Origin of the sequence: Azoarcus sp. CIB (assembly GCF_001190925.1) — a bacterium.
Classification (GTDB): Bacteria; Pseudomonadota; Gammaproteobacteria; order Burkholderiales; family Rhodocyclaceae; genus Aromatoleum.
Map to the genome: position 1 here is coordinate 1,402,484 of NZ_CP011072.1, position 21,288 is coordinate 1,423,771.

At 66.4% G+C, this 21,288-nt stretch carries 20 protein-coding genes and 1 pseudogene; 18 read left to right on the forward strand and 3 right to left on the reverse strand.

Features of this window, described 5'->3' with window-relative positions; translation table 11 throughout:
• Positions 1-68: 68 nt before the first annotated feature.
• Complete coding sequence (gene nhaR / locus AzCIB_RS06160) at positions 69-962, forward strand: transcriptional activator NhaR (protein WP_050415087.1); 894 nt, start codon at positions 69-71, stop codon at positions 960-962.
• An 88-nt stretch (positions 963-1,050) separates the two neighbouring features.
• On the forward strand, positions 1,051-1,956 hold the full coding sequence (locus tag AzCIB_RS06165) for a YihY/virulence factor BrkB family protein (protein ID WP_050415088.1): 906 nt from the start codon (positions 1,051-1,053) through the stop codon (positions 1,954-1,956).
• A gap of 96 nt (positions 1,957-2,052) precedes the next feature.
• Here AzCIB_RS06165 and AzCIB_RS06170 read toward each other — a convergent pair whose 3' ends face one another.
• Positions 2,053-2,982 (reverse strand): LysR family transcriptional regulator, encoded by a 930-nt coding sequence (locus tag AzCIB_RS06170; protein ID WP_050415089.1) that lies wholly within the window; start codon positions 2,980-2,982, stop codon positions 2,053-2,055.
• A gap of 169 nt (positions 2,983-3,151) precedes the next feature.
• Between AzCIB_RS06170 and AzCIB_RS06175 the strand changes: the two genes are divergently transcribed.
• The 13 genes and pseudogenes from AzCIB_RS06175 to AzCIB_RS06230 all read left to right on the forward strand — a co-directional run bounded on the left by AzCIB_RS06175 (position 3,152) and on the right by AzCIB_RS06230 (position 16,327).
• On the forward strand, positions 3,152-4,192 hold the full coding sequence (locus AzCIB_RS06175) for a cupin domain-containing protein (protein WP_050415090.1): 1,041 nt from the start codon (positions 3,152-3,154) through the stop codon (positions 4,190-4,192).
• Between the two features lie 33 nt (positions 4,193-4,225).
• Positions 4,226-4,936, forward strand: a complete 711-nt coding sequence (locus AzCIB_RS06180; protein WP_050415091.1) for a fumarylacetoacetate hydrolase family protein — start codon at positions 4,226-4,228, stop codon at positions 4,934-4,936.
• Between the two features lie 60 nt (positions 4,937-4,996).
• Complete coding sequence (locus tag AzCIB_RS06185; RefSeq protein ID WP_050415092.1) at positions 4,997-6,190, forward strand: 3-hydroxybenzoate 6-monooxygenase; 1,194 nt, start codon at positions 4,997-4,999, stop codon at positions 6,188-6,190.
• Positions 6,191-6,201: 11 nt separating this feature from the next.
• Positions 6,202-6,846 (forward strand): maleylacetoacetate isomerase, encoded by a 645-nt coding sequence (maiA, locus tag AzCIB_RS06190; RefSeq protein WP_050418248.1) that lies wholly within the window; start codon positions 6,202-6,204, stop codon positions 6,844-6,846.
• An 89-nt stretch (positions 6,847-6,935) separates the two neighbouring features.
• A complete protein-coding gene (locus AzCIB_RS06195; RefSeq protein ID WP_050415093.1) occupies positions 6,936-8,111 on the forward strand; it encodes an ABC transporter substrate-binding protein in 1,176 nt (391 codons plus the stop codon).
• 72 nt (positions 8,112-8,183) lie between these two features.
• On the forward strand, positions 8,184-9,041 hold the full coding sequence (locus tag AzCIB_RS06200) for a branched-chain amino acid ABC transporter permease (RefSeq protein ID WP_050415094.1): 858 nt from the start codon (positions 8,184-8,186) through the stop codon (positions 9,039-9,041).
• A gap of 9 nt (positions 9,042-9,050) precedes the next feature.
• Positions 9,051-10,049 (forward strand): branched-chain amino acid ABC transporter permease, encoded by a 999-nt coding sequence (locus tag AzCIB_RS06205; protein WP_050415095.1) that lies wholly within the window; start codon positions 9,051-9,053, stop codon positions 10,047-10,049.
• Positions 10,049-10,801, forward strand: a complete 753-nt coding sequence (locus AzCIB_RS06210) for an ABC transporter ATP-binding protein (RefSeq protein ID WP_050415096.1) — start codon at positions 10,049-10,051, stop codon at positions 10,799-10,801. The genes AzCIB_RS06205 and AzCIB_RS06210 overlap by 1 nt, the downstream gene beginning before the upstream one ends.
• A complete protein-coding gene (locus AzCIB_RS06215; RefSeq protein WP_050415097.1) occupies positions 10,794-11,501 on the forward strand; it encodes an ABC transporter ATP-binding protein in 708 nt (235 codons plus the stop codon). Before AzCIB_RS06210 ends, AzCIB_RS06215 begins: the two co-directional genes overlap by 8 nt.
• Before the next feature lie 15 nt (positions 11,502-11,516).
• Positions 11,517-12,092 (forward strand): hemerythrin domain-containing protein, encoded by a 576-nt coding sequence (locus tag AzCIB_RS06220; protein ID WP_050415098.1) that lies wholly within the window; start codon positions 11,517-11,519, stop codon positions 12,090-12,092.
• Between the two features lie 161 nt (positions 12,093-12,253).
• On the forward strand, positions 12,254-14,017 hold the full coding sequence (locus AzCIB_RS06225; protein WP_198149620.1) for an arylsulfatase: 1,764 nt from the start codon (positions 12,254-12,256) through the stop codon (positions 14,015-14,017).
• Positions 14,018-14,095: 78 nt separating this feature from the next.
• Positions 14,096-14,269: pseudogene (locus tag AzCIB_RS24970) on the forward strand (hypothetical protein); the annotation flags it as partial.
• Positions 14,270-14,335: 66 nt separating this feature from the next.
• Positions 14,336-16,327: a tetratricopeptide repeat protein gene (locus AzCIB_RS06230; RefSeq protein WP_050415100.1), complete on the forward strand. Its 1,992-nt coding sequence runs from the start codon at positions 14,336-14,338 to the stop codon at positions 16,325-16,327.
• Positions 16,328-16,439: 112 nt separating this feature from the next.
• Here AzCIB_RS06230 and AzCIB_RS06235 read toward each other — a convergent pair whose 3' ends face one another.
• Complete coding sequence (locus tag AzCIB_RS06235; protein ID WP_050415101.1) at positions 16,440-16,862, reverse strand: CBS domain-containing protein; 423 nt, start codon at positions 16,860-16,862, stop codon at positions 16,440-16,442.
• A gap of 339 nt (positions 16,863-17,201) precedes the next feature.
• On the opposite strand from AzCIB_RS06235, the gene AzCIB_RS06240 reads away from it, so the two are divergent.
• Both AzCIB_RS06240 and AzCIB_RS06245 read left to right on the forward strand, forming a co-directional pair.
• A complete protein-coding gene (locus AzCIB_RS06240) occupies positions 17,202-17,696 on the forward strand; it encodes a hypothetical protein (protein WP_050415102.1) in 495 nt (164 codons plus the stop codon).
• Positions 17,697-17,824: 128 nt separating this feature from the next.
• Positions 17,825-18,898, forward strand: coding sequence for an MBL fold metallo-hydrolase (locus AzCIB_RS06245; protein ID WP_198149622.1), 1,074 nt, complete (start codon positions 17,825-17,827; stop codon positions 18,896-18,898).
• A gap of 33 nt (positions 18,899-18,931) precedes the next feature.
• Here AzCIB_RS06245 and AzCIB_RS06250 read toward each other — a convergent pair whose 3' ends face one another.
• Positions 18,932-19,207, reverse strand: coding sequence for a PepSY domain-containing protein (locus AzCIB_RS06250; RefSeq protein ID WP_050415103.1), 276 nt, complete (start codon positions 19,205-19,207; stop codon positions 18,932-18,934).
• Between the two features lie 301 nt (positions 19,208-19,508).
• Between AzCIB_RS06250 and AzCIB_RS06255 the strand changes: the two genes are divergently transcribed.
• Positions 19,509-21,287, forward strand: a complete 1,779-nt coding sequence (locus tag AzCIB_RS06255) for an FAD-dependent oxidoreductase (protein WP_050415104.1) — start codon at positions 19,509-19,511, stop codon at positions 21,285-21,287.
• Position 21,288 lies beyond the last annotated feature (1 nt).

Here is a 21,288-nt window from a genome sequence, read left to right on the forward strand (position 1 = left end):
TACGGAGACTTGGACTTCCGAGGAAGATGAATTTAAAGTATGTTTATTCAGAAAAAAAGGAAGTAAGCATGCAGCCGCTCAACTACCGTCACCTTTATTACTTTTGGGTCGTCGCGAAGGAAGGCGGCATCGCGCGGGCCGCGGAGCGGCTCGAGATGGCGGTGCAGACCGTCAGCACCCAGGTGCGTGAGCTGGAGCGCTCGCTGGGTTACGCTCTGTTCAAGTCGGTGGGGAGAGGGATCGAGCTGACCGATGCGGGTGCGACGGCAGTGCGCTACGCGGAGCAGATCTTCCAGCTGGGCGAAGCCTTGCCGGCCGCCGTGCAGGAGGCGGCGAATGCGCAGGGCGTGCGCCTCGCGGTCGGAATCTCCGACGCATTGCCGAAGCTGGCGGTGCGGCATCTGCTGCAGCCCGCGGTGCAGACGCCCAACCTGCGCCTGCAATGCCAGGAGGGCGACTTCGACGACCTCCTGGCCGATCTGGCCCTGCATCGTCTGGACGTCGTCCTCGCCGACCGGCCCGCACCGGCGAATCCGAACCTGCGCGTGTTCAGCCACCGGCTGGGGAAATCGTCCATCGCGTGGTACGTGCGGGCGGACATTGCCGCGAAGGTCGAGCTGGATTTCCCCGCCTGTCTCGCCGAACTTCCTTTATTGTTGCCGACGACGGATTCGGCGGTGCGCAGCCGCCTCGACGACTGGCTCGCGCGTCATGGCATTCGTCCGCGCATCGTCGGCGAGTTCGAGGATAGCGCGCTGCTGGCGACTTTCGGCGAGAGCGGGCTTGGTGCCTTTCCGGCTCCCGAACTGTCGTCGGAGGAGTTCACCCGCTCGCGCGGTCTGGCGCTGCTGGGGCGCTGCCCGGATGTGGTCGAGCATTTCTATGCGATTTCGGCGCAGCGCAAGGTCGATCATCCGGTGATCCGCAGCCTGCTTGCCGGAGCAGAGCACGCCAGCGCTTGAGCGCGGCATCGGTGGGGCGCGGTGGTCCGTCCGCTTGTCGTCTTTATCCGGATGGGCTAAAAGGCATCATCGGACGGGAGCGGCGGCGATGAACAGCTGGGTGCGTTACTGGATGGTGGTGCTGAAGACGACGGTACGCCTGTGGCTGGACGCCCAGGTGTTCGTGCACGCAGCGGCGCTCGCCTTCTTCACGGTGTTTTCGGTGGCGCCGGTCGTAATCGTCGCGGTCACGATCGTCGGCCTGGTGCTCGGCGAGTCCGCGGCGCAGGGACAAATGGCGCAGCAACTGGAGGCGGCGATCGGCGCTCAGGCGGCGCAGGCGGTGCAGACCGCGGTGATGGCCAGCCGCATCCAGCAGAGCGGCATCCTGCCGACGCTGGCGGGCTTCGGCGCGATGCTGTTCGGCGCGACGACGGTGTTCGCGCAGATGCAGGCCGCGCTCAATGCGATCTGGTCTGTCGCACCACGGCCGACGCGCAGCAGCATCTTCATCTACGCGAAGGGTCGTTTGCTGTCGATGACGATCGTGCTGGCGATCGGCTTCGTGCTTCTCGTATCGCTGCTGTTGAGCGTAGCGGTGCGGGCGGTGGTCGAGTTCGCGAGCGATTGGGTGCCGATTCCGCCACCGCTCTTGCTGCTGCTGGACTGGGGCGTGTCGCTGTTCGTCGTGACGCTGCTGTTCGCGACGATCTTCCGCGTGTTGCCGGACGTCGTGCTGCGCTGGCGCGACGTGTGGCTCGGGGCGCTGGTCACCGCGCTGTTGTTCGCGGTGGGGCGCAGTCTGATCGCCCTCTACCTGTCGACGACCGCGACCGCGTCGACTTACGGAGCGGCAGGTTCGCTGGTCCTGCTGCTGATGTGGGTGAACTACTCGTCGCTGATCCTGCTGCTGGGTGCAGCCTTCACGCGCGCGAACGTGGAAGCGCGCGGGCGGGTCATCCGGCCGCGGATCACTGCCGTGCGCGTGCATCGCGAGCTGATGAAGGATGATTGAAGCGGACCGGGCAAGCTTCGCAGGATCAATTCCCTTGTCCGGCGACCGCGGCGAGTTCGGTGCACTGCAACTCGGCGATGGTTCGCTGGGGCGCTCCTACGTGCTGCTCGAGCTTTCGACCGCCCGTGGGCCGGATTCGGACATCAGGTTCGCGATCAGGCCGCGCAGCCAGCGATTGCCCGGGTCGTGGTGGAAGCGCGCGTGCCAGTGCTGCTTGATCGTGTAATCCGGTAGCGGGAAGGGGACGGGCAGGACGCGGAAGTCGCCGCGTCCGCGCAGCAGTTCGCCCAGCCGGCGCGGCACGGTCATCAGCAGGTCGGTGTGTTCGACGACGAAGGCCGCGCCGAGGAAGTTCGGGATGTCGAGCACGATGCGGCGCTTGATGCCCTGGCGGGCGATTTCCTGCTCGATCACGTGGTGGCCCGTGCCCGTGGTGCGGAACACCGCGTGGTCTTCCGCCTCGAACTGTTCCAGCGTCAGGCCGCCGTGGATGCGGGGGTGGTCGGCGCTCGCGAGGCACACGTAGTGCTGGCGGAACAAGGCCTGCTGGTAGAAGCCGGCCTCCAGGATGGGGATGAAGCCGACGGCGAGGTCGGCTTCACCCGATTCGAGCTTGCGGCCGGTGTCGTCGTCCAGCGGGGCGATCTGGATGCGGATGCCCGGCGCGGTCGCGCGCAGCTCGCCCCACAGGCGCGGCAGCAGCACCAGGTGGGTGATGTCGGTCATGCAGATGCGGAAGCTGCGTTCCGACGTGGCGGGGTCGAAACTGCTGCGGTGGCCGAGGGCGACTGCGAGCGCGTCGAGTGCGTCGCGGATCGGCTGCACCAGTTCGTCGGCGAGCGGGGTCGGCTCCATGCCGCTGGAGGTGCGCACGAACAGGGGGTCCGAGAAATGTTCGCGCAGCTTGCCGAGGGCGATGCTGACGGCGGGTTGGCCGAGTTCCAGCAGATCGGCGGCACGGCTCACGCTGCGGGTCTTGTGGACGGCGTCGAACACTTGCAGCAGGCGAAGGTCGGGGGTGCTCATTGCGCGACGACTATTCGAAATTCGAATTCACATTATTTCACGCATTGCATCGACGGAATATTTATCCCTCGATAAATTGTGCTCCATCACAACGAATCGCCGCTCGCCTTGATCTGGCGCAAAGGTTTTTCACCTAGCTGGCGGCGATATCCCGATGGAGGAGTCAGGAATGCAGGAACTTGGTCGTCTCGATGATCTGCCGCTCGCCTACCGCGAGTCGCTCGGCGCGCAAAACCTGGTGCCGCTGTGGCCCAGCCTGCGCTCGGTGCTGCCCCCCGGTACGCCCGCCCGCCGCACCAAGCCGGTGATGTGGTCCTACGAGGCGCTGCGCCCGCTGCTGATGCAGGCCGGCGAGCTGACCCCGATCGAGAAGGCGGAGCGTCGCGTGCTGGTGCTCGCGAACCCCGGTCACGGCCTCGAGAAGATGCAGGCGAGCGCGGCGATCTACCTCGGCATGCAGCTGCTGCTGCCGGGCGAGTGGGCGCCGTCGCACAAGCATACCCCCAACGCGGTGCGCATGATCGTCGAAGGCGAGGGCGCCTACACGACCGTCGATGGCGAGAAGTGCCCGATGAGCCGCGGCGACCTGATCCTGACGCCGACCGGCCTGTGGCACGAGCACGGCCACGACGGCAAGGAGCCGGTCGTGTGGCTCGACGTGCTCGACCTGCCGCTGGTGTATTACACGGAAACGTCCTACGCCGTCGAAGGAAAGGAGCAGGAGGTGAGCGGTACCCGCCTCGAGCGCAACTACGTCCGCGGCGGCATCGTGCCATCGCCGGTGTTCTCGCGCGGCAGCGCCCGCCGCTACCCGATGCTGCGCTACCCCTGGGCCGATGCCCGCGCCGCGCTGCTGAGTCTGGCCGAGACGCAGCCTGAAATCGAGGCCGTGCAGGTGGCCTATGTGAATCCCGAGAACGGTGGGGATTGCCAGAACATCCTCGGCTTCTCCGCGCTGATGCTGCGCCCGGGCGAGACGCTGAACCTGCCCGCGCGCTCGCCGGCGATGGTGTTCCACCTGATCGAGGGCGGCGCCGACGTGGCGATCGAGGAGAACCGGTTCGCGCTGTCGCCGGCCGACACCTGCTGCGCGCCCGGTTATACGCCCGTGACGCTGAAGAACCGCTCGGCGAGCGAGCCGGCCTTCATCTTCGTTGCCGACGAGAGCCCGCTGCACAAGAAGCTGGGCGTCTACGAAGTGCGCGCCTGACCCCCGAACCCAACGACTCAGAGAGAAGACGACATGTCCGAAGCCCAATACCTGTTCCCGCCGTCGCCGGTGTATTCGCTGCCCGTGCGCGGCATCGAGTCCCGCTACCCGGTCAAGCGCATCTTCTGCGTCGGCCGCAACTACCACGCCCATGCGGTCGAGATGGGGCGCCCGGTCGACAAGGCCACGGCTCAGCCTTTCTATTTCACGAAGGCTGCATCGACCCTGGTTGAGTCCGGGGCGACGGTGCCGTACCCGACCGGCACGTCGAACTACCACTACGAGATGGAGCTGGTCGTCGCGATCGGCGCGCCGGGCTTCCGCGTGACGGAAGCCGATGCGCAGAGCCTGGTCTACGGCTACGCCGCCGGCCTCGACATGACCCGCCGCGACCTGCAGCTGGTGGCCCGCGAGCAGGGTCGTCCGTGGGATCTGGGCAAGGACTTCGAACTGTCAGCCGTGTGCACCGAGATCGTGCCGATCGGCGACCTGGGCGTGCTGACGACGGGCGCGATCAACCTGCAGGTCAATGGCGAGACCCGCCAGACCGCCGACCTGTCGCAGCTGATCTGGAACATCCCCGAACTGATCGCCGACCTGTCGAAGTTCTATCACCTCGAGCCGGGCGACCTGATCTTCACCGGCACGCCGGAAGGCGTGGGCGCCGTGAAGAGCGGCGATCGCATCACCGGCCACGTCGACAAGGTCGGCGACATCGAACTGACGATCGGCGCAGCCGAATAAGACCTTAAGACGGAGCGCGCAGCCGCTCCGCCAATCCTGATCGAGATGGAGGAGACACACATGACCGAGCAGCTTCCCGTAATCGTCGCCGGCGGCGGCATCGGCGGCCTTGCAGCCGCACTCGCGCTGGTGCGCCAGGGATTCCGCGTGCTGGTGCTGGAGCAGGCGGACCAGATCGGCGAGATTGGCGCCGGCATCCAGCTGGGCCCCAACGCCTTCCATGCCTTCGACGCGCTGGGCGTCGGTGAGAAGGCGCGCGGGCGCGCGGTGTATACGGATGAAATGGTGATGCACGACGCGCTCGACGAGACGCTCATCGGCCGCATCCCGACCGGCGAAGCCTTCCGCAAGCGATTCGGCAACCCCTATGCGGTGATTCACCGTGTGGACGTGCATCTGTCGCTGCTTGAAGGTGCGCAGGAGACCGGTCGCGTCGAATTCCGCACCTCGACCCACGTACAGCGCGTCGAACAGGATGCCGACGGCGTCACGGTGTACGACCAGCACGGCAACGCCGTCCGCGGCGTTGCGGTGATCGGCGCGGACGGCGTGAAGTCGGTCGTGCGCGCGCAGTACGTGAATGACCCGGCGCGCGTGACCGGCCACGTGGTGTATCGCGCGGTGATCGACAAGAAGGACTTCCCCGAGAACCTGCAGTGGAACGCGGCGAGCATCTGGGTCGGCCCGAACTGCCACCTCGTGCATTACCCGCTGCGCGGCGGCGAGCAGTACAACGTCGTCGTGACCTTCCACAGCCGCGAGAAGGAAGAGTGGGGCGTCACCGAAGGCAGCCGCGAGGAAGTGCAGAGCTACTTCCAGGGCATTTGCCCGAAGGCACGCCAGCTGATCGACCTGCCGAAGAGCTGGAAGCGCTGGGCGACGGCCGACCGCGAGCCGATCGGCCAGTGGTCTTTCGGCCGCGTGACCCTGCTGGGCGACGCGGCGCACCCGACGACGCAGTACATGGCGCAGGGCGCGTGCATGGCGCTCGAAGACGCCGTGACGCTGGGCGAAGCGCTGCGCGTCAATGGCAACGACTTCGAAAAGGCCTTCGACCTCTACCAGCGCTCGCGCATCGCCCGTACCGCGCGCATCGTGCTGTCGTCGCGCGAGATGGGCCGCATCTACCACGCCAAGGGCGTCGAGCGCCTGGTGCGCAACGACCTGTGGAAGGGCCGCACGCCGGAGCGCTTCTACGACGCGATGGAGTGGCTGTACGGCTGGAACGTCGACAATTGCCTGGCGAAGGACTGAGTGGCATGTCCATGAAGCTCTACAACTTCTTCCGCAGCGGTACCTCGCATCGCCTGCGTATCGCTTTGAACCTGAAGGGGATCGACTACGAGTACGTGGCGGTCGACCTGCGCACCGAGGAGCATCTCGGTGCCGAGTTCCGCGCGGTGAATCCGCAGGCGCTGGTGCCGGCCCTCACCGAGGGCGATCTGACGCTGATCCAGTCGCCGGCGATCATCGAGTGGCTCGAAGAGCGCTACCCGACCCCGGCGCTGCTGCCCGCCAACGCAGAGGACCGCGCCCGCGTGCGCGCACTGGCGGCGATCGTCGGCTGCGACATTCACCCGATCAACAACCGACGGGTCCTCGAATACCTGCGGAAGACGCTCGGCTGCGACGAGGCGGCGGTACTGGCCTGGTGCGACACCTGGATCACGGCCGGCTTCGACGCTCTGGAAGCGCTGCTCGCCGCAGACAAGGACCGCGGTGCGTTCTGTTTCGGCAACGCGCCCACGCTCGCCGACGTGTATCTGGTGCCGCAGGTCGAGAGCGCCCGCCGCTTCAACGTCGATTTGACGCCGTATCCGAACATCGTGGCGATCGACCGCGCTTGCGGTGAGCTCGACGCCTTCCGGCGAGCGGCCCCGGCCGTGCAACCGGATGCGCCGGCGAAGTAAGTCACAGGCAATTAGAAGAAATCGGGGGTGACGCGGTTGCGATCGCGTTCGGCCCCCGAACCCTGACGAGAGAGATGAGGAGACACATGATGGAATTCAGAAAGCATTTCGCGTTGCTGGCCGTGGCATTCGGTACGTCGGTCCTTTCGCTGTCGGCCGCCGCCGCCGAACCCCTGAAGATTGGCATGATCCTGCCGATGTCCGGGCCGTTCGCGTCCTACGGCAAGCAGATCGAACACGGGGCGCGCCTGTACCTCCAGGAGCACAACGACACCTTCGCCGGCCGAAAGGTCGAATTGATCGTCAAGGATGACACCGGTGTTGCGCCGGAGATCAGCAAGCGCGCCGCGCAGGAACTGGTCGTCAAGGACAAGGTGCACATCCTCGCCGGCTTCGGCCTGACGCCGTCCGCGTTCGCCGTCGCGCCGCTGGCGACGCAGGCGAAGACGCCGATGGTCGTGATGAATGCGGCGAGTTCGTCGATCACCACGAAGTCGGATTACGTGCTGCGCGTGTCGCACACGCTGCCGCAGATCACCGCGCCGATCGCGAGCTGGGCGCTCAAGAACAACATCAAGAAGGTTTTCACGCTGGTCGCGGACTACGGTCCCGGTCACGACGCCGAAACGCAATTCAAGAAGACCTTCACCGCGGGTGGCGGGGAGATCGTCGGCGAGGTGCGCACGCCGGTGAAGAGCCCCGATCTGGCTCCCTTCCTGCAGAAGATCAAGGACGTGAAGCCGGATGCGGTCTTCCTGTTCCTGCCGCCGGGCGAGCAGACGGTCGGCTTCATCAAGGGCTTTGCTGAACGCGGTCTCGCGAAGGCGGGCATCCGCATCATCGCCACGGGTGACCTCACCGAAGAGGACCAGCTCGACGCGATGGGCGACAACGCGCTGGGCATCATCAATTCGCTGCAGTATTCCGAGGTGCACAACTCGCCGGAGAACAAGGCTTATACGGCGGCGTACTACAAGGCCTATCCGAAGGACCGGCCGAACTACATGTCGGTCAGCGGCTATGACGGCATGCAGCTGATTGCCAAGACGCTGGAGAAGACCGGCGGCGACGCCACCGGTGCGAAGTTCATGGCGGCGGCGAAAGGTATGGCCTGGACGAGCCCGCGCGGCCCGATCAGCATCGACCCGGAAACCCGTGACATCGTGCAGACGATCTACGTGCGCAAGGTCGAGAAGGTCGCAGGCAAGCTTCAGAACGTCGAGTTCGACCAGGTTGCGAACTTCAAGGATCCGGGCAAGCAGTAAGCCGCGCTGGCCGGGCAGCGCTCTCGTGCTGCCCGGCCAGCCGGACCTACGACCCCGCAACTGGAGACTTCCATGACTGTGATTTTCGACGGCATCGCCTCGGGGATGCTGCTGTTCCTCATCAGCGTCGGCCTGTCTGTCACGCTCGGCCTGATGAACTTCGTCAATCTCGCACACGGCGCGTTCGCGATGCTGGGCGGCTACATCGGCGTAACGTTGCTGAACCAGGCCGGTGTGCCCTTCCTCGCGGCGCTGCCGCTGGCGGCAGTCGCGACGGCGCTGGTCGGCGTGCTGTTCGAACGCACGCTGTACCGGCGCCTTTACGGTGCGACCCACCTCGATCAGGTGCTGTTCTCGATCGGACTCGTGTTCATGTCGATCTCGGCGGCACATTTCTTCTTCGGCGCGCAGCAACAGCCGCTGACGCTGCCGGATTTCCTGCAAGGCCAGATCAATCTGCCCGGGCTCGACATCGGCATCTACCGCCTGTTCCTGGTGGCTCTTGGGCTGGTGATTGCGGTCGGCCTGCAGCGCATGGTCAGCGGCACGCGCTTCGGCGCCCAGTTGCGCGCATCGGTCGACAACCCCCGCGCCGCCCGCGGCATGGGCATCAACGTGGAGCGCATCTTCACGCTGACCTTCGCGCTCGGCACCGCGCTGGCCGGCCTTGGTGGCGCGCTCGGCGTCGAGATGCTGGGCCTCGATCCGACCTTCGCGGTGAAGTACATCGTGTATTTCCTGATCGTCGTTGCGGTCGGTGGCAGCGGCAACATCAAAGGCTCGCTCGTCGCCTCGCTGATCCTCGGCATCTTCGATGTCGCCGGCAAGTACTACGTGCCGGAGATCGGCGCCTTCGTCATCTACGCGGTGATGGTCGCGATGCTGATCTTCCGCCCGCAAGGCCTGTTCGGCCGCGCCGCGTCCCGTTAAGGATTTCTCATGACTACACTGGCACTTCAATCGGGCCTCGTGCCCGTCCGCCGCGCTGACCAATGGCGTCCGGCCGAACTCGCGTTCTGGCTGCTGCCGGTCGCGGCGTATTTCATCTTCCCCGATAACCTCGTGCTGCTCACGCAGATCGCGATTACCGCGCTGTTCTGCCTGTCGCTCGACCTGATCCTCGGCTACGCCGGCATCGTGTCGCTCGGTCACGCCGCGTTCTTCGGCCTCGGCGCCTATGCGGCGGGTCTGCTGGCGGCGCACGGCTTCGGCGACCCGCTGCTGGGGCTCGGTGTCGCCGCGGTCGTCGCGGCAGCGCTCGGTTTCGTCACCAGCCTGCTGGTGCTGCGTGGCGCCGACCTCACGCGGTTGATGGTCACGCTGGGCGTCGCGATGATGCTGTATGAGCTCGCCAACAAGCTGACCCCGATCACCGGTGGCGTCGATGGCCTGCAGGGCATCGAGGTGCTGCCGCTGCTCGGCGCCTTCGAGTTCGACCTCTATGGCAAGACCGCCTTCTGGTACGCGCTCGCGGTGCTGTTCGTGTTGTTCTGGGTCGCGCGCCGCATCGTGCATAGCCCGTTCGGCCTGAGCCTGAAAGGCATCCGCCTCAATGTCGGTCGCATGCCGGCGCTCGGTACGCCGGTCAATGCGCGCCTCGCCGCGGTGTATACGATCGGCGCCGCGTATGCCGGCATCGCCGGTGCGCTGCTCGCGCAGACGACGCAGTTCGTCGCCCTCGATGTGTTGTCCTTCAACCGTTCGGCCGAGTTGCTGCTGATCCTCGTGCTCGGCGGCTCGGGTTCGCTGTATGGCGCGTTGATCGGCACCATCGTCTTCATGTCCGCGCACCACCTGCTGTCCGAGCTGAACCCGCAGTACTGGCAATTCTGGCTCGGCGCACTGCTGGTCGTGATCGTGCTGTTCGCGCGCGACGGCGTCATGGGCGGCCTGCGCCGCATCGGCACGCGCCTGGGCGCGAACGGAGGGGCGAAGTGATGAACTACGCACTGCAGACCCGCAACCTGGTTAAGAAATTCGGCGGCTTCGTCGCCACCAACGACGTTAGCCTCAACGTCCAGGCCGGGGCGCGCCATGCGCTGATCGGCCCCAACGGCGCCGGCAAGACGACGCTCATCAACCTGCTCACGGGCTTCCTCGAGCCGACCAGCGGTGAAGTGATCCTCAAGGGCACGACCGTCACGCATCTCGCGCAGCATCAGCGCGTCAAGGGCGGGCTGGCGCGTACTTTCCAGATCAACCGGCTGTTCGCCGATCTCACTGTGCTCGACTCGGTGACCATGGCGGTGAACGAGCGCCTCGGTCTCGGCGCGCGTTTCTGGAAGCCGGTCGCGTCCTACGCCGAAGCGGTCGATGAGGCCGCGAGCTTGCTCGCCACGCTGCGCCTGCTCGACGTCGCGCACGAGAAGACGCGCAACCTCGCCTACGGCAAGCAGCGCCTGATCGAGATCGCACTGGCGCTGGCGGCCAAGCCAAGCGTGCTGCTGCTCGACGAGCCGGCGGCCGGCGTGCCGACGAGCGAGAGTCGCGAGTTGTTCGAGAGCATCGCGAACCTGCCGCGCGACGTGACGATCCTGCTGATCGAACACGACATGGATCTGGTGTTCCGTTTCGCCGACCAGATCTCGGTGCTGGTGAGCGGGGCGGTGCTGACCGAGGGCACGCCCGAGTTCATCGCCAACAATCCGAAGGTCAAGGAAGTCTATCTGGGGGAGGCGATCAGTGTCTGAACTGCTCAAACTCGAAAACGTGTTCGCCGGCTACGGCGAAGCGGTGGTGCTGGAAGGCATTTCCTTCAGCATGGAGGAGGGCGACAGCCTGGCGTTGCTCGGCCGCAACGGCATGGGCAAGACCACGCTGCTGTCGACGCTGATGGGCGCGGCGCGCCACCATTCCGGAGCGCTGCACTTCAACGGACAGGATCTTGCCGTGGTGCCGGCGCATGCGCGCGCCCACCTCGGGCTTGGCTGGGTGCCGCAGGAACGCGACATCTTCCCGTCGCTGACCGTCGAGGAGAACCTCACCGTCGTGTCGCGCCCCGGCCATTGGAACCTGAAGCGCGTGTATGACATGTTCCCGCGCCTCAACGAACGCCGCACCAACATGGGCAACGAACTCTCCGGCGGCGAGCAGCAGATGCTTGCGATGGGCCGCGCACTGATGCTGAACCCCAAGCTGCTGCTCCTCGACGAGCCGCTCGAAGGCCTCGCCCCGCTGATCGTGCAGGAACTGCTGTCGATCATCCGGCAGCTTACTGAGGAAAGCGGCATGGCCGTGATCCTCGTCGAACAGCACGCGCGGCAGATCCTGCCCCTGACCCGCCAGGCGCTGGTCCTCGAACGTGGGCGGGCCGTGTATCACGGCGACAGCGCCACCCTGCGCGACGACCGCGAGCTGCTCGATAGCTGGCTCGGCGTTGCGGCGCACTGAACGAAGGAAACAAGCATGAAAGCAATCGACATCATCCATGATGAACACCGCGCGCTCGGCGCGGTGCTGCAGGCCTTCCGTTTCGTGCTCGACGGCATTCGCGGCGGCAGGTTCGAACCGGACTTCGAACTGCTGGCGGCGATGATCGAATACATCACCGAGGTGCCCGACAAGCTGCACCATCCGAAGGAAGACGACTACCTGTTCGTGAAGATGCGCGAACGGATTCCGGCTGCGGCGAAGCTGCTCGACCAGCTCGAGGCCGACCACGCCGAAGGCGCGCGCCGCACCATCGCGCTGCGTGCCGCCCTTGAACAGTATCAGGGGGCAGGGGCCTCGGGGTTCGCGCAGTTCGATGCCGCCGCAGGCAAGTACCTCGACGCTTCATGGAAGCACGTGACGCGCGAGGAGACCGAACTCCTCCCGCTCGCACGGCAGGACCTCCGCGATGAGGACTGGGCCGAGATCGACGCCGCGTTCCTCGCCAACAAGGACCCCTGGTCGGGTCCGACCGGTGAATTCCGTGCGCTGTTCTCGCGCATCGTCACCCTGGTGCCGGCGCCGTATGGCGTCGGCGCGACTCCGGCCTAGGGCAGCCCTCGGACTGTTGCCGGACATGCGATCGGAGCGCGATTGAGTTTGCCGGATGCGCGCGATTGAAATAGAGTGAATGTTCATTCATGATTCTGCCCGGGCCGCTCCCGAGGGATCCGAGGCTCCGGGGGTGCCGCGAGGCATCCCCGTTTTGCCCTTTGGGCATTTCAGCCTTCCAAAAAAATGATGAGGAGACAAACCCCGTGTCACGACTGTTCGCAAAAGCATCCCGCGTTTGCCTTGCCGTTGCCGCCGCCACCTCTTTGAGCTCGGTTGCCGCGCCGCCTGTGCAGAGCGGGGCATCCCGCCCGAATATCCTGCTGGTCGTGGTCGACGATCTCGGCTTCAACGATCTCGGCGTTACGGGCGGGGAGATCGCCACCCCCAACATCGACGCGCTCGCCCAGTCCAGCGTGTTGATGACCGACTTCCATGCCGCACCGACTTGCTCGGTCACGCGCTCGATGCTGATGACGGGGGTGGACAACCACCAGGCGGGGCTTGGCACGATGGCGGAGCGTCCGAAGGCGCCGAACCAACGCGACCAGCCTGGCTACCGGGGCCGGCTCGACGAACGCCTCGTGACGATCGCCGAGCGGCTGCAGGACCGCGGCTACGCCACCTTCATGGCTGGAAAATGGCATCTTGGCACCCGTCCCGAGGACGACCCGTCGCGCAAGGGGTTCGAGGATACGTTCACGATGGTGCAGGGTGGTGCGAGCCATTTCGCGGACCGGCTCGGCATCACGCCGGGCGCGCCGCTGTCGCAGTGGCGTGACAATGGCCGGGAGCTGACGCAACTGCCGGAGAATTTCTTCTCGTCGATAGCGATCACCGATCGCGCCCTTGCCGCGATCCAACGCAACCGCGGCGATGCCCGGCCATTCTTCGGCTATGTCGCCTACACCGCGCCCCATTGGCCGCTCCAGGTGCCCGATGAGTGGCTCGACCGCTACCGCGGACGGTACGATGCTGGCTACGAAGCGCTGTGGCGCGAACGTCATGATCGGATGAAGCGTCTCGGTCTCATCGCGGCCGACGCGACGCTCCCGCAGTTCCCGTCCTACCTCAGGAAATGGGACGAGCTCACCCCCGAGCAGCGGCGCGTCGCGGCGCGCTCGATGGAGCTCTACGCAGCGATGGTCGAGCAGATGGATCAGCAGATCGGCCGCCTGTTCGCGGGGCTGAAGGCCGCCGGCAAGTACGACGACACGCTCATCGTGTTCCTGTCCGACAATGGCGCCGATTCGGAGAACGTCCGCGCGATCTGGGCCCGCGCTGGAGAGGACAAGGCCAGGGAGTTCGAAGCGAAATTCGACTTCAGCCTGGAAAACATGGGTCGGCTCGGTTCGTTCGTAAGCGTCGCCGATGGCTGGGCGCCTGCGCGGACCTTGCCGGGGCGGCTGTACAAGGGAATGACGACCGAGGGCGGCGTCCGGGTGCCGACGATCATCAAATACCCCGGCCGTGACGGACTGACCGGACGTGCCCATGCCTTCGCGTCCGTGCTTGATCTGCCGCCGACCTTCCTCGAACTTGCCGGCGAGGCCAGTCGCGAGCAGCCGCGTCCGGGGCGTGTCGTGCCCGAACAGCTGGGCCGCTCGATGGTCGGCTTCCTGGCCAAGTCCACGCCGCGCGTCCACGGCGATGATTATGTGATGGGCTGGGAGCTGTGGCCGAACAAGGCGCTTCGCAAGGGCGACTGGAAGCTGGTGCGCCTGGGGCCCCCGCACAAGACGGCAGACTGGCAGCTCTTCGACCTGTCGAAGGATCCGGCCGAAGCGAAAGACCTGGCAGTTGCAGAGTCCGAAAAGCTGCGCGAGATGATTTCCGCGTATGACCAGTACGCGGCCCGTGTCGGTGTCATCGAGCCGGAGTGGGAGACCCCTCCCGCGCCGCGCGCCGCTGGCGGCGCCAACTGAGCGTCGCGGGCGATGGCCGGTACGCCGAGCGGGGAAGTCCGCGGAACCAGGTCGATCTCCGGCCGCGCCCTGCGGTCCATGCTGTGGCGCGGGTTCGGGGTCTTGGGCGTTGCCTTGTGGTCAGTAACTGCGACCGCCGCTCCTGGCGTGACGCGCGAGGGGCTTTCCGGCTGGGTCGACGAGACAGGGTGCGCCGACTGCCACGCTGATGTCGTGCGGCAGTGGAAGGGGTCGCAGCATGCGCGGGCGTTGCAGCCCGCAGCCCCGGACACAGTGATCGGGGACTTTTCCGGCGGCGCAGTCCCCGAGGATCCGGAAATGCGCTTCGAGCGACGCGGCGACCGGTTCCAGGTCGTCGCGCGCGACGCGGTCGGACAAGCGCGGCGCTTGGATGTCACGCACACCTTTGGCGTCCATCCTCTGCAGCAATACCTCGTGCGCGGTCCACGCGGCCGCCTGCAAGCGCTGACCGTGGCATGGGACACGGTGCGCAACCGCTGGTTTTCGCTCTATCCCGACTTGCCGCCGGCGCCGGGCGATGCCAGGCACTGGGCCGGTCCCGGCGCGAACTGGAACACGATGTGCGCCGCCTGCCATTCAAGCAGTGTGCGCAAACGCTATGACGCAACTGCCGACCGCTACGACACGCTGGTCGCAACCCTTGGCGTCGGCTGCCAAGGCTGCCACGGTCCCGCAAAGCGCCATCTCGAGATCGTGCGTTCCGGGCGGGGAAACGACACAGCAAAGGATAACGGTTTCGCTGCGACGCTCGCCCGCACCGGCCCGGCTCAACTCGACGCCTGCGCGCAGTGCCATGCCTTCCGCACGGCACTGGTGGCTCAGCACGATCATGGCAAACGTTTGCTCGACCAGTACCTTCCGGTGCTGCTCACCGAATCGAACTACTTTGCCGACGGTAGTCAGAAAGGCGAAGTCTTCGTGTGGGGCTCCTGGCTGCAAAGCCGCATGCATCAGCGGGGGCTGGTGTGCGGCGACTGTCACGAACCGCACACGGGTGCGCTGCGCGCCGAAGGCGACACCTTGTGCGTGAGTTGCCATTCGCCGACGGGGCCTGACCCCGCGCGGGTGCGCGCCGGCATCGATTTTTCCGGTCTCGTCCGCAAGGACTACGCCTCGGTTGCGCACCACCGCCATGTCGGCAAGGTGCCCAGCTGCGTCGACTGTCACGCGGGCCGCCGCGAGTACATGGTGGTCGACGCGCGTCTCGACCACGCTTTCAGGATCCCGCGCCCGGATGTCGCGTTGCGCACCGGCTCGCCCGATCCCTGTACTGCGTGCCACCGCGATCGCGATGCAGCCTGGGCTGCGGCAGCGATCACGGGCTGGATCGGGGCCGCTCCCGCGCGGGCGCCGCATTACGGCGAGGCGTTCGCTGCCGCCCGCCGTCCGGCTGCAGGAGCCGTTGAGGGGCTGCTCGTCGTGGCCCGCGACGCGGCACAACCGGCCATCGTGCGAGCGACTGCGTTGCAGGCGCTTGCCGCATTTCCGGGCGCGCGCGCCGCAAGCGCGCTGAAGGAGGGCGCGCGGGACGTGGACCCGCTCGTGCGCCTGGGCGCGTTGTATGGCGCGGCCGCGTTGCCGCAGGAGGCAGTCGCCGCGTTCGCAGGGGCGCTACTCGCCGATCCTGTCCTGGCCGTGCGCGTTGCCGCGGCCGGTGCGCTGCTCGGATCCCCTGCGCGATCCGATCCGCAACTATATTCGCGGCTGCAACGGGCGCTCGGTGAATATGAAGCAGCGCAACGCGAGAACGCTGACCGACCGGAAGGGCTCGTCAACCTTGCCCGTGTCGCGCTCCATCGTGGCGACCACGGCGAGGCCGAAGGTCTGCTGAGGCTTGCCGTGGCTCGGCATCCGCACTTCGTTCCGGCCCGTCGTGCGCTAGCTGAGTTGCTCGCCTCGAGCGCCGGAGAAGCGGTCGCTGAGCGGCTGCTGCGCGAAGGACTGGAGCGCTTTCCCGACGAACCCGCGTTGTATGAAGCGCTCGGCCAGTCGCTCGTGCGACAGCGGCGCTTAGGCGACGCGGAGACGGTTCTTGAGGTGGCCGCCGCACATGGCGAGGGCTCGCCGTCTGCGAAGTTGCTGCACGCGATGCTCGTAGCCGAGCGCGCCGACATCGCGCGCGCCATCGCGCTGCTCGGGCAGGCGACGCGCCGTCACGGAGAGCGCAGAGAACTCCTCCTTGCGCTCGTCGCCCTGCAGCGGCGCGCGGGCGCCCCGGAAGAGGCGCGCGTGACGCTGCAGGGGCTCGCAGCAGTCAATCCCGACGATCCGGCACTTTCTACGCGGTGATCATCACTTGGCAACGAGCTGCTCCATCACTTCTCCGACTGCCATGCCGGGGTCCTGAAGAAGCTGGACATGCCGGGCGAGCCGCCGGCACCTCAAGCGGAACGACCGGAACTCAGGCGATCCGCTCCCACAGCGCCTTTTCCTCTTCGAAACGATCGAGTTCGAGGCCCTCGAAATCCGAGCGCGCGACGATCGCGGTCACCTCGCCCTTATCCACGATGGGGAGGTGCCGAAAGCCCCCGTCGCTCATCAGGCGCAATGCGTCGATCGCGTGGGCGTCGGGCGCTATCGTGACCGGCCCGGGCGTCATCACGGCATCCAGCCGCGTTCGGGCGGCATTGCCGCCTTGTCCCAGCAAGCGTACGGCGTCGCGCCCGGTGAAAATGCCGAGCAGGTGGTGCGCGCGATCGGCGACCAATACTGCTCCGACGTGTCGCTCGCACATGCGCTCGCAGGCCAGTGCCACCGAAGCATCGGGTGGCATCATCAACGGGGCCTGATTCTGGACGATGTCCGAAATGTAGCGATTGGTCATGGCGATTCCCTCATGGCTGGCCAGTGGAAGCTCCCTCTCATTCAATCTAGCAGGTGAAACGGCGGTTGGCCTGCAGCGCGACCGTACACGAGCACCTCTTGCCGGCAGCCGGGATGCGCCAATACGTCATGCGTCCGGGTCCCGGGAATCGCCCGTTTCCAATTTCATTCAGATTTTGTTCATCAATAGAGGCATAGCGTAAGCGCCTGGTCACCCAATCAGGAGGTCACTCCATGCGCACTAGCTCCCGCGCATTGGCCGCCCATGCCGGTGCCCCCAGCATTCGGGCGGCAGGACGCCGCGCCATTCAATCAAACAGGTTCGACGAGGAATAGGGTTATGAAGACTGTATCGGCAAGAGGATTGCTCACCGCCTGCGCGATCGCCGCCGCGGCACTGGCCGGCGCACCGCAAGCGGTTGCAGCGGACGCCCACAACCACGGCGCGCAAACGCCGGCGCTCAAGCTCAATGCGGGCAGCAAATGGCAGACCGATGCGCCGCTGCGCGAGGGGATGCTCAAGATCCGCGCGAACGTCGAGCCCAAGCTCGCCGCGGTTCACGGCGGCAGGTTAACGACGGCGCAGTACGAAGCGATGGGCAAGGCGGTCGACGACCAGCTCGCGTACATCGTCGGCAACTGCAAGCTCGCGCCCGAGGCCGACGCGGTGCTGCACAACGTGATCGCGGAGCTGTCGGGTGGGGCCGAAGTCGTCGCCGGCAAGCAGCCCGTCGATGACCGCAGCAAGGGCGTCGTGCATATCGTGAACGCCCTCAACAGCTACGGCCAGTACTTCGACCATCCGGGCTGGAAGCCTGTGAACGCCGGGCACTGAGCGCCGGTGCCGCCCGCTTGCGCCGGGCGGCACCCTGAACCTCCCTCCGTCGCGGCGATCGAAAACGATGGCCGCGGCGTACTCGTACTATTTGCGGCGCACGACAAGAGCCACGGGGAGGAAACAGGATGCTGATCTTCAGGCAACTCTTCGACGCGTCGTCGTCCACCTACACCTACCTGCTGGGCGACAGACTGAGCGGCGACGCGCTCCTGGTCGATCCGGTGTTCGAGCAGGTGCGGCGCGACGCCGCGCTGTTGCATGAGCTGCGCCTGCGATTGCGCTGGACGCTCGAAACGCACGTGCATGCGGATCACGTGACCGGCGCGTGGCTGCTCCGCGAACGGACCGGGAGCCGCATCGCGCTGTCGCGCCATAGCGGCGCGAACGGCGCCGATCGGCTGCTCGATCATGGCGACCGTGTCGCGTTCGGCGGACGCCACTTGGGGGTGCGCGCGACGCCCGGGCACACCAACGGCTGCCTCACCTTCGTGCTCGACGACCAGTCCATGGCCTTTACCGGCGACTGCGTGCTGATCCGCGGCTGCGGCCGCACCGATTTCCAGCAGGGGGATGCCCCGACGATGTACCGCTCGGTACACGAACAGATCTTCTCGCTTCCCGCCGACTGTCTGCTGTATCCGGCGCACGACTACCGCGGGCTGACCGTCACGAGCGTGGAAGAGGAGCGCAACTGGAACCCCCGTCTCGGCGGCGACAGCAATGTGGGCGACTTCGCCGGCTATATGAAGAACCTCGGCCTGCCGCACCCGAAGAAGATCGACGTCGCCGTGCCGGCCAACCTGAACTGCGGACGTCCGGAGGCAGGGGACGTCGACGCGGGCGACCCCGCGTGGGCGCCGCTCACGTTTACCTTCGGCGGTATCTGGGAAATCCAGCCGCATGCGCTGGAAGAGGCGGGGGAGCGGGTGCAGGTGATCGACGTCCGCCAGTCCGACGAGTTCGACGGGTCGCTAGGCCACATCCGTGGCGCGAAGCTCATTCCGCTCGATCAGCTCGCCGCACGCAGCGGCGAGATCGACGCGGCGCGGCCCGTGGTGACCGTGTGCCGTTCGGGTACGCGTTCGGCGCAGGCGGTCGTGATGCTGCAGCGGGCGGGATTTGGCGAGGTGGCGAACCTCGCCGGCGGGATGTTGCGGTGGCGGGCCGAGGGCTGCGCCGTCGAGGGTGGGGCGACGTGACGCGATCGCCCGCGCCGCCCCGCCTCGCGGGCCTCAGCTTTTCTTCGTCTCGGTCTTGACGTTGGTGCCATCGGCCGGGTTGAGGTAGATCTCGACGCGGTCGCCGACCGTATTCGTCCCTTTCAGCTCGTAGCAGTCCTCCTTGGTGACCTTGGCCTTCTGGAACTTGAAGCCCGCGTCGACCAGCGTGCGCAGCGTGTTTGCCACGGGCTGGGTGTTCTGCGGAGCGGCCGTGCACTTCGGGCCGGCGAAGGCGCTGGTCCCGATAAGAAGGGCGGCTGCGGCGAGGGTGAAGTGGCGGATGTTCATGGCTGTCTCCTGTTTCTTTGTATGCCGGGGTGGCATGGGAGACATTCTGCGAGGGCGAAGGTGAACCGCTCCTGAAGTCTCCGCCCGAGGCGTGACCGCGCTGCGACTTGTCCGCAAATGCGACAAGAGACGCAGGCGTGGCACGGCGGATGTCCGGAAAATGTACGATCACGTATTGCGCACGGCGTCGGATGAAACATGTTGCACTGCAGCGTGCATTCGAGTGCAGTTAGTGCACAATGATGCATGTAGCGATTGGCGCGTTCATACGCACGCTTTTCCCGAGACAGGAAGGACGCACTTGAAACCGACCGACATCAGCAATCCAGACTACCTGCACAAGGTCGTCGACTGTCAGTGGGCCTGTCCGGCCCATACCCCGGTGCCCGAATACATCCGGCAGATCGCAGCGGGCGACTTCTCCACCGCCTACATGATCAACTGGCGCTCGAACGTCTTTCCGGGGATTCTCGGACGGGTGTGCGACCGTCCGTGCGAACCGGCCTGCCGGCGCGGGCGTGTCGACGCGGAGCCGGTTGCGATCTGCCGCCTCAAGCGTGTCGCGGCCGACTTCAAGGACGACATCCGCGATCGCCTGCCGCGGCCGCCCGAGAAGAAGAACGGCAAGCGCATCGCGTGCATCGGCGGCGGGCCGGCCTCGCTGACGGTCGCCCGCGACCTGGCGGTGCAGGGCTATCAGGTCACCGTGTTCGACAGCGGGTCGTCGTCCGGCGGCATGATGCGCAGCCAGATCCCGAAATTCCGGTTGCCCGACAGCGTCATCGACGAGGAGTGTGGCTACGTCGAGCACCTGGGCGTCGAACTGCGCCAGAACCACTGGATCGGCAGCCTGCGCGAGGTGCTGGCGAGCGACTGGGACGCCGTCTTCGTCGGCACCGGCGCCCCCCGCGGGCGCGACGCCGACCTGCCGGGGCGCAACCAGGCCGCGGCGCACATCCACGTCGGCATCGACTGGCTCGCGAGCGTCGCCTTCGGTCACGTCACCTCGATCGGCAAGCGCGTGATCGTGCTCGGCGGCGGCAATACCGCGATGGACTGCTGTCGCTCGGCGCGCCGCCTCGGCGGCGAGGACGTGCGCGTGGTGGTGCGTAGCGGCTTCGAGGAGATGAAGGCCTCGCCGTGGGAGAAGGAGGACGCGCTGCACGAAGGCATCCCCATCCACAACTTCCTCGTGCAGAAGGCGTTCACGCACGACCACGGCCGCCTGACCGGCGTGCTGTTCGAGAAGGTGCGCGCCGAATACGACGACAAGGGCCGCCGTTCGCTCGTGCCGACCGGCGAGCCGGACGTGCATATGGAATGCGACGACGTCCTGATCGCCATCGGCCAGGAAAACGCCTTCCCGTGGATCGAGCGTGACATCGGACTCGAATTCGACCGCTGGGGCCTGCCGGTGCTGGACGCGCAGACGCTGCAATCGACGCTGCCGCGCGTGTTCTTCGGCGGCGACGCGGCGCTCGGGCCGAAGAACATCATCACCGCGGTCGCGCAGGGCCACGAGGCGGCGATCTCGATCGACCTCTTCTGCCGCGGCCTGCCGCTGACGCAGCGCCCCGCGCCGACGATGAACCTCGTGAGCCAGAAGATGGGCATCCACGAGTGGAGCTACGACAACCAGGTGTCGGAAGAGGCGCGCCGCAAGGTGCCGGTGAAGTCGATCGAGGAGGCGCTCAAGGACATCAAGTCGGAGTTCGAACTCGGCTACGACTTCAAGCTCGCCTGTGCGGAGACGGCGCGCTGCCTCAACTGCGACGTCGCCACCGTGTTCAAGCCCAAGCTGTGCATCGAGTGCGATGCCTGCGTCGATATCTGTCCGACCGAATGCATCACCTTCACGCGCAACGGCGAGGAAGACGAGCTGCGCGGCCGCCTCAAGGCGCCGTCGCACAACGCGGAGCAGGCGCTGTACCTCGCCGAGGGTCTCAAAACCGCGCGCGTGATGGTCAAGGACGAGAATGTCTGCCTGCACTGCGGCATGTGTGCCGAGCGCTGTCCGACCGGCGCCTGGGACATGCAGAAATTCGAAGTGAACATCGCGCAAGCCGGCGCGGAGGTCTGAG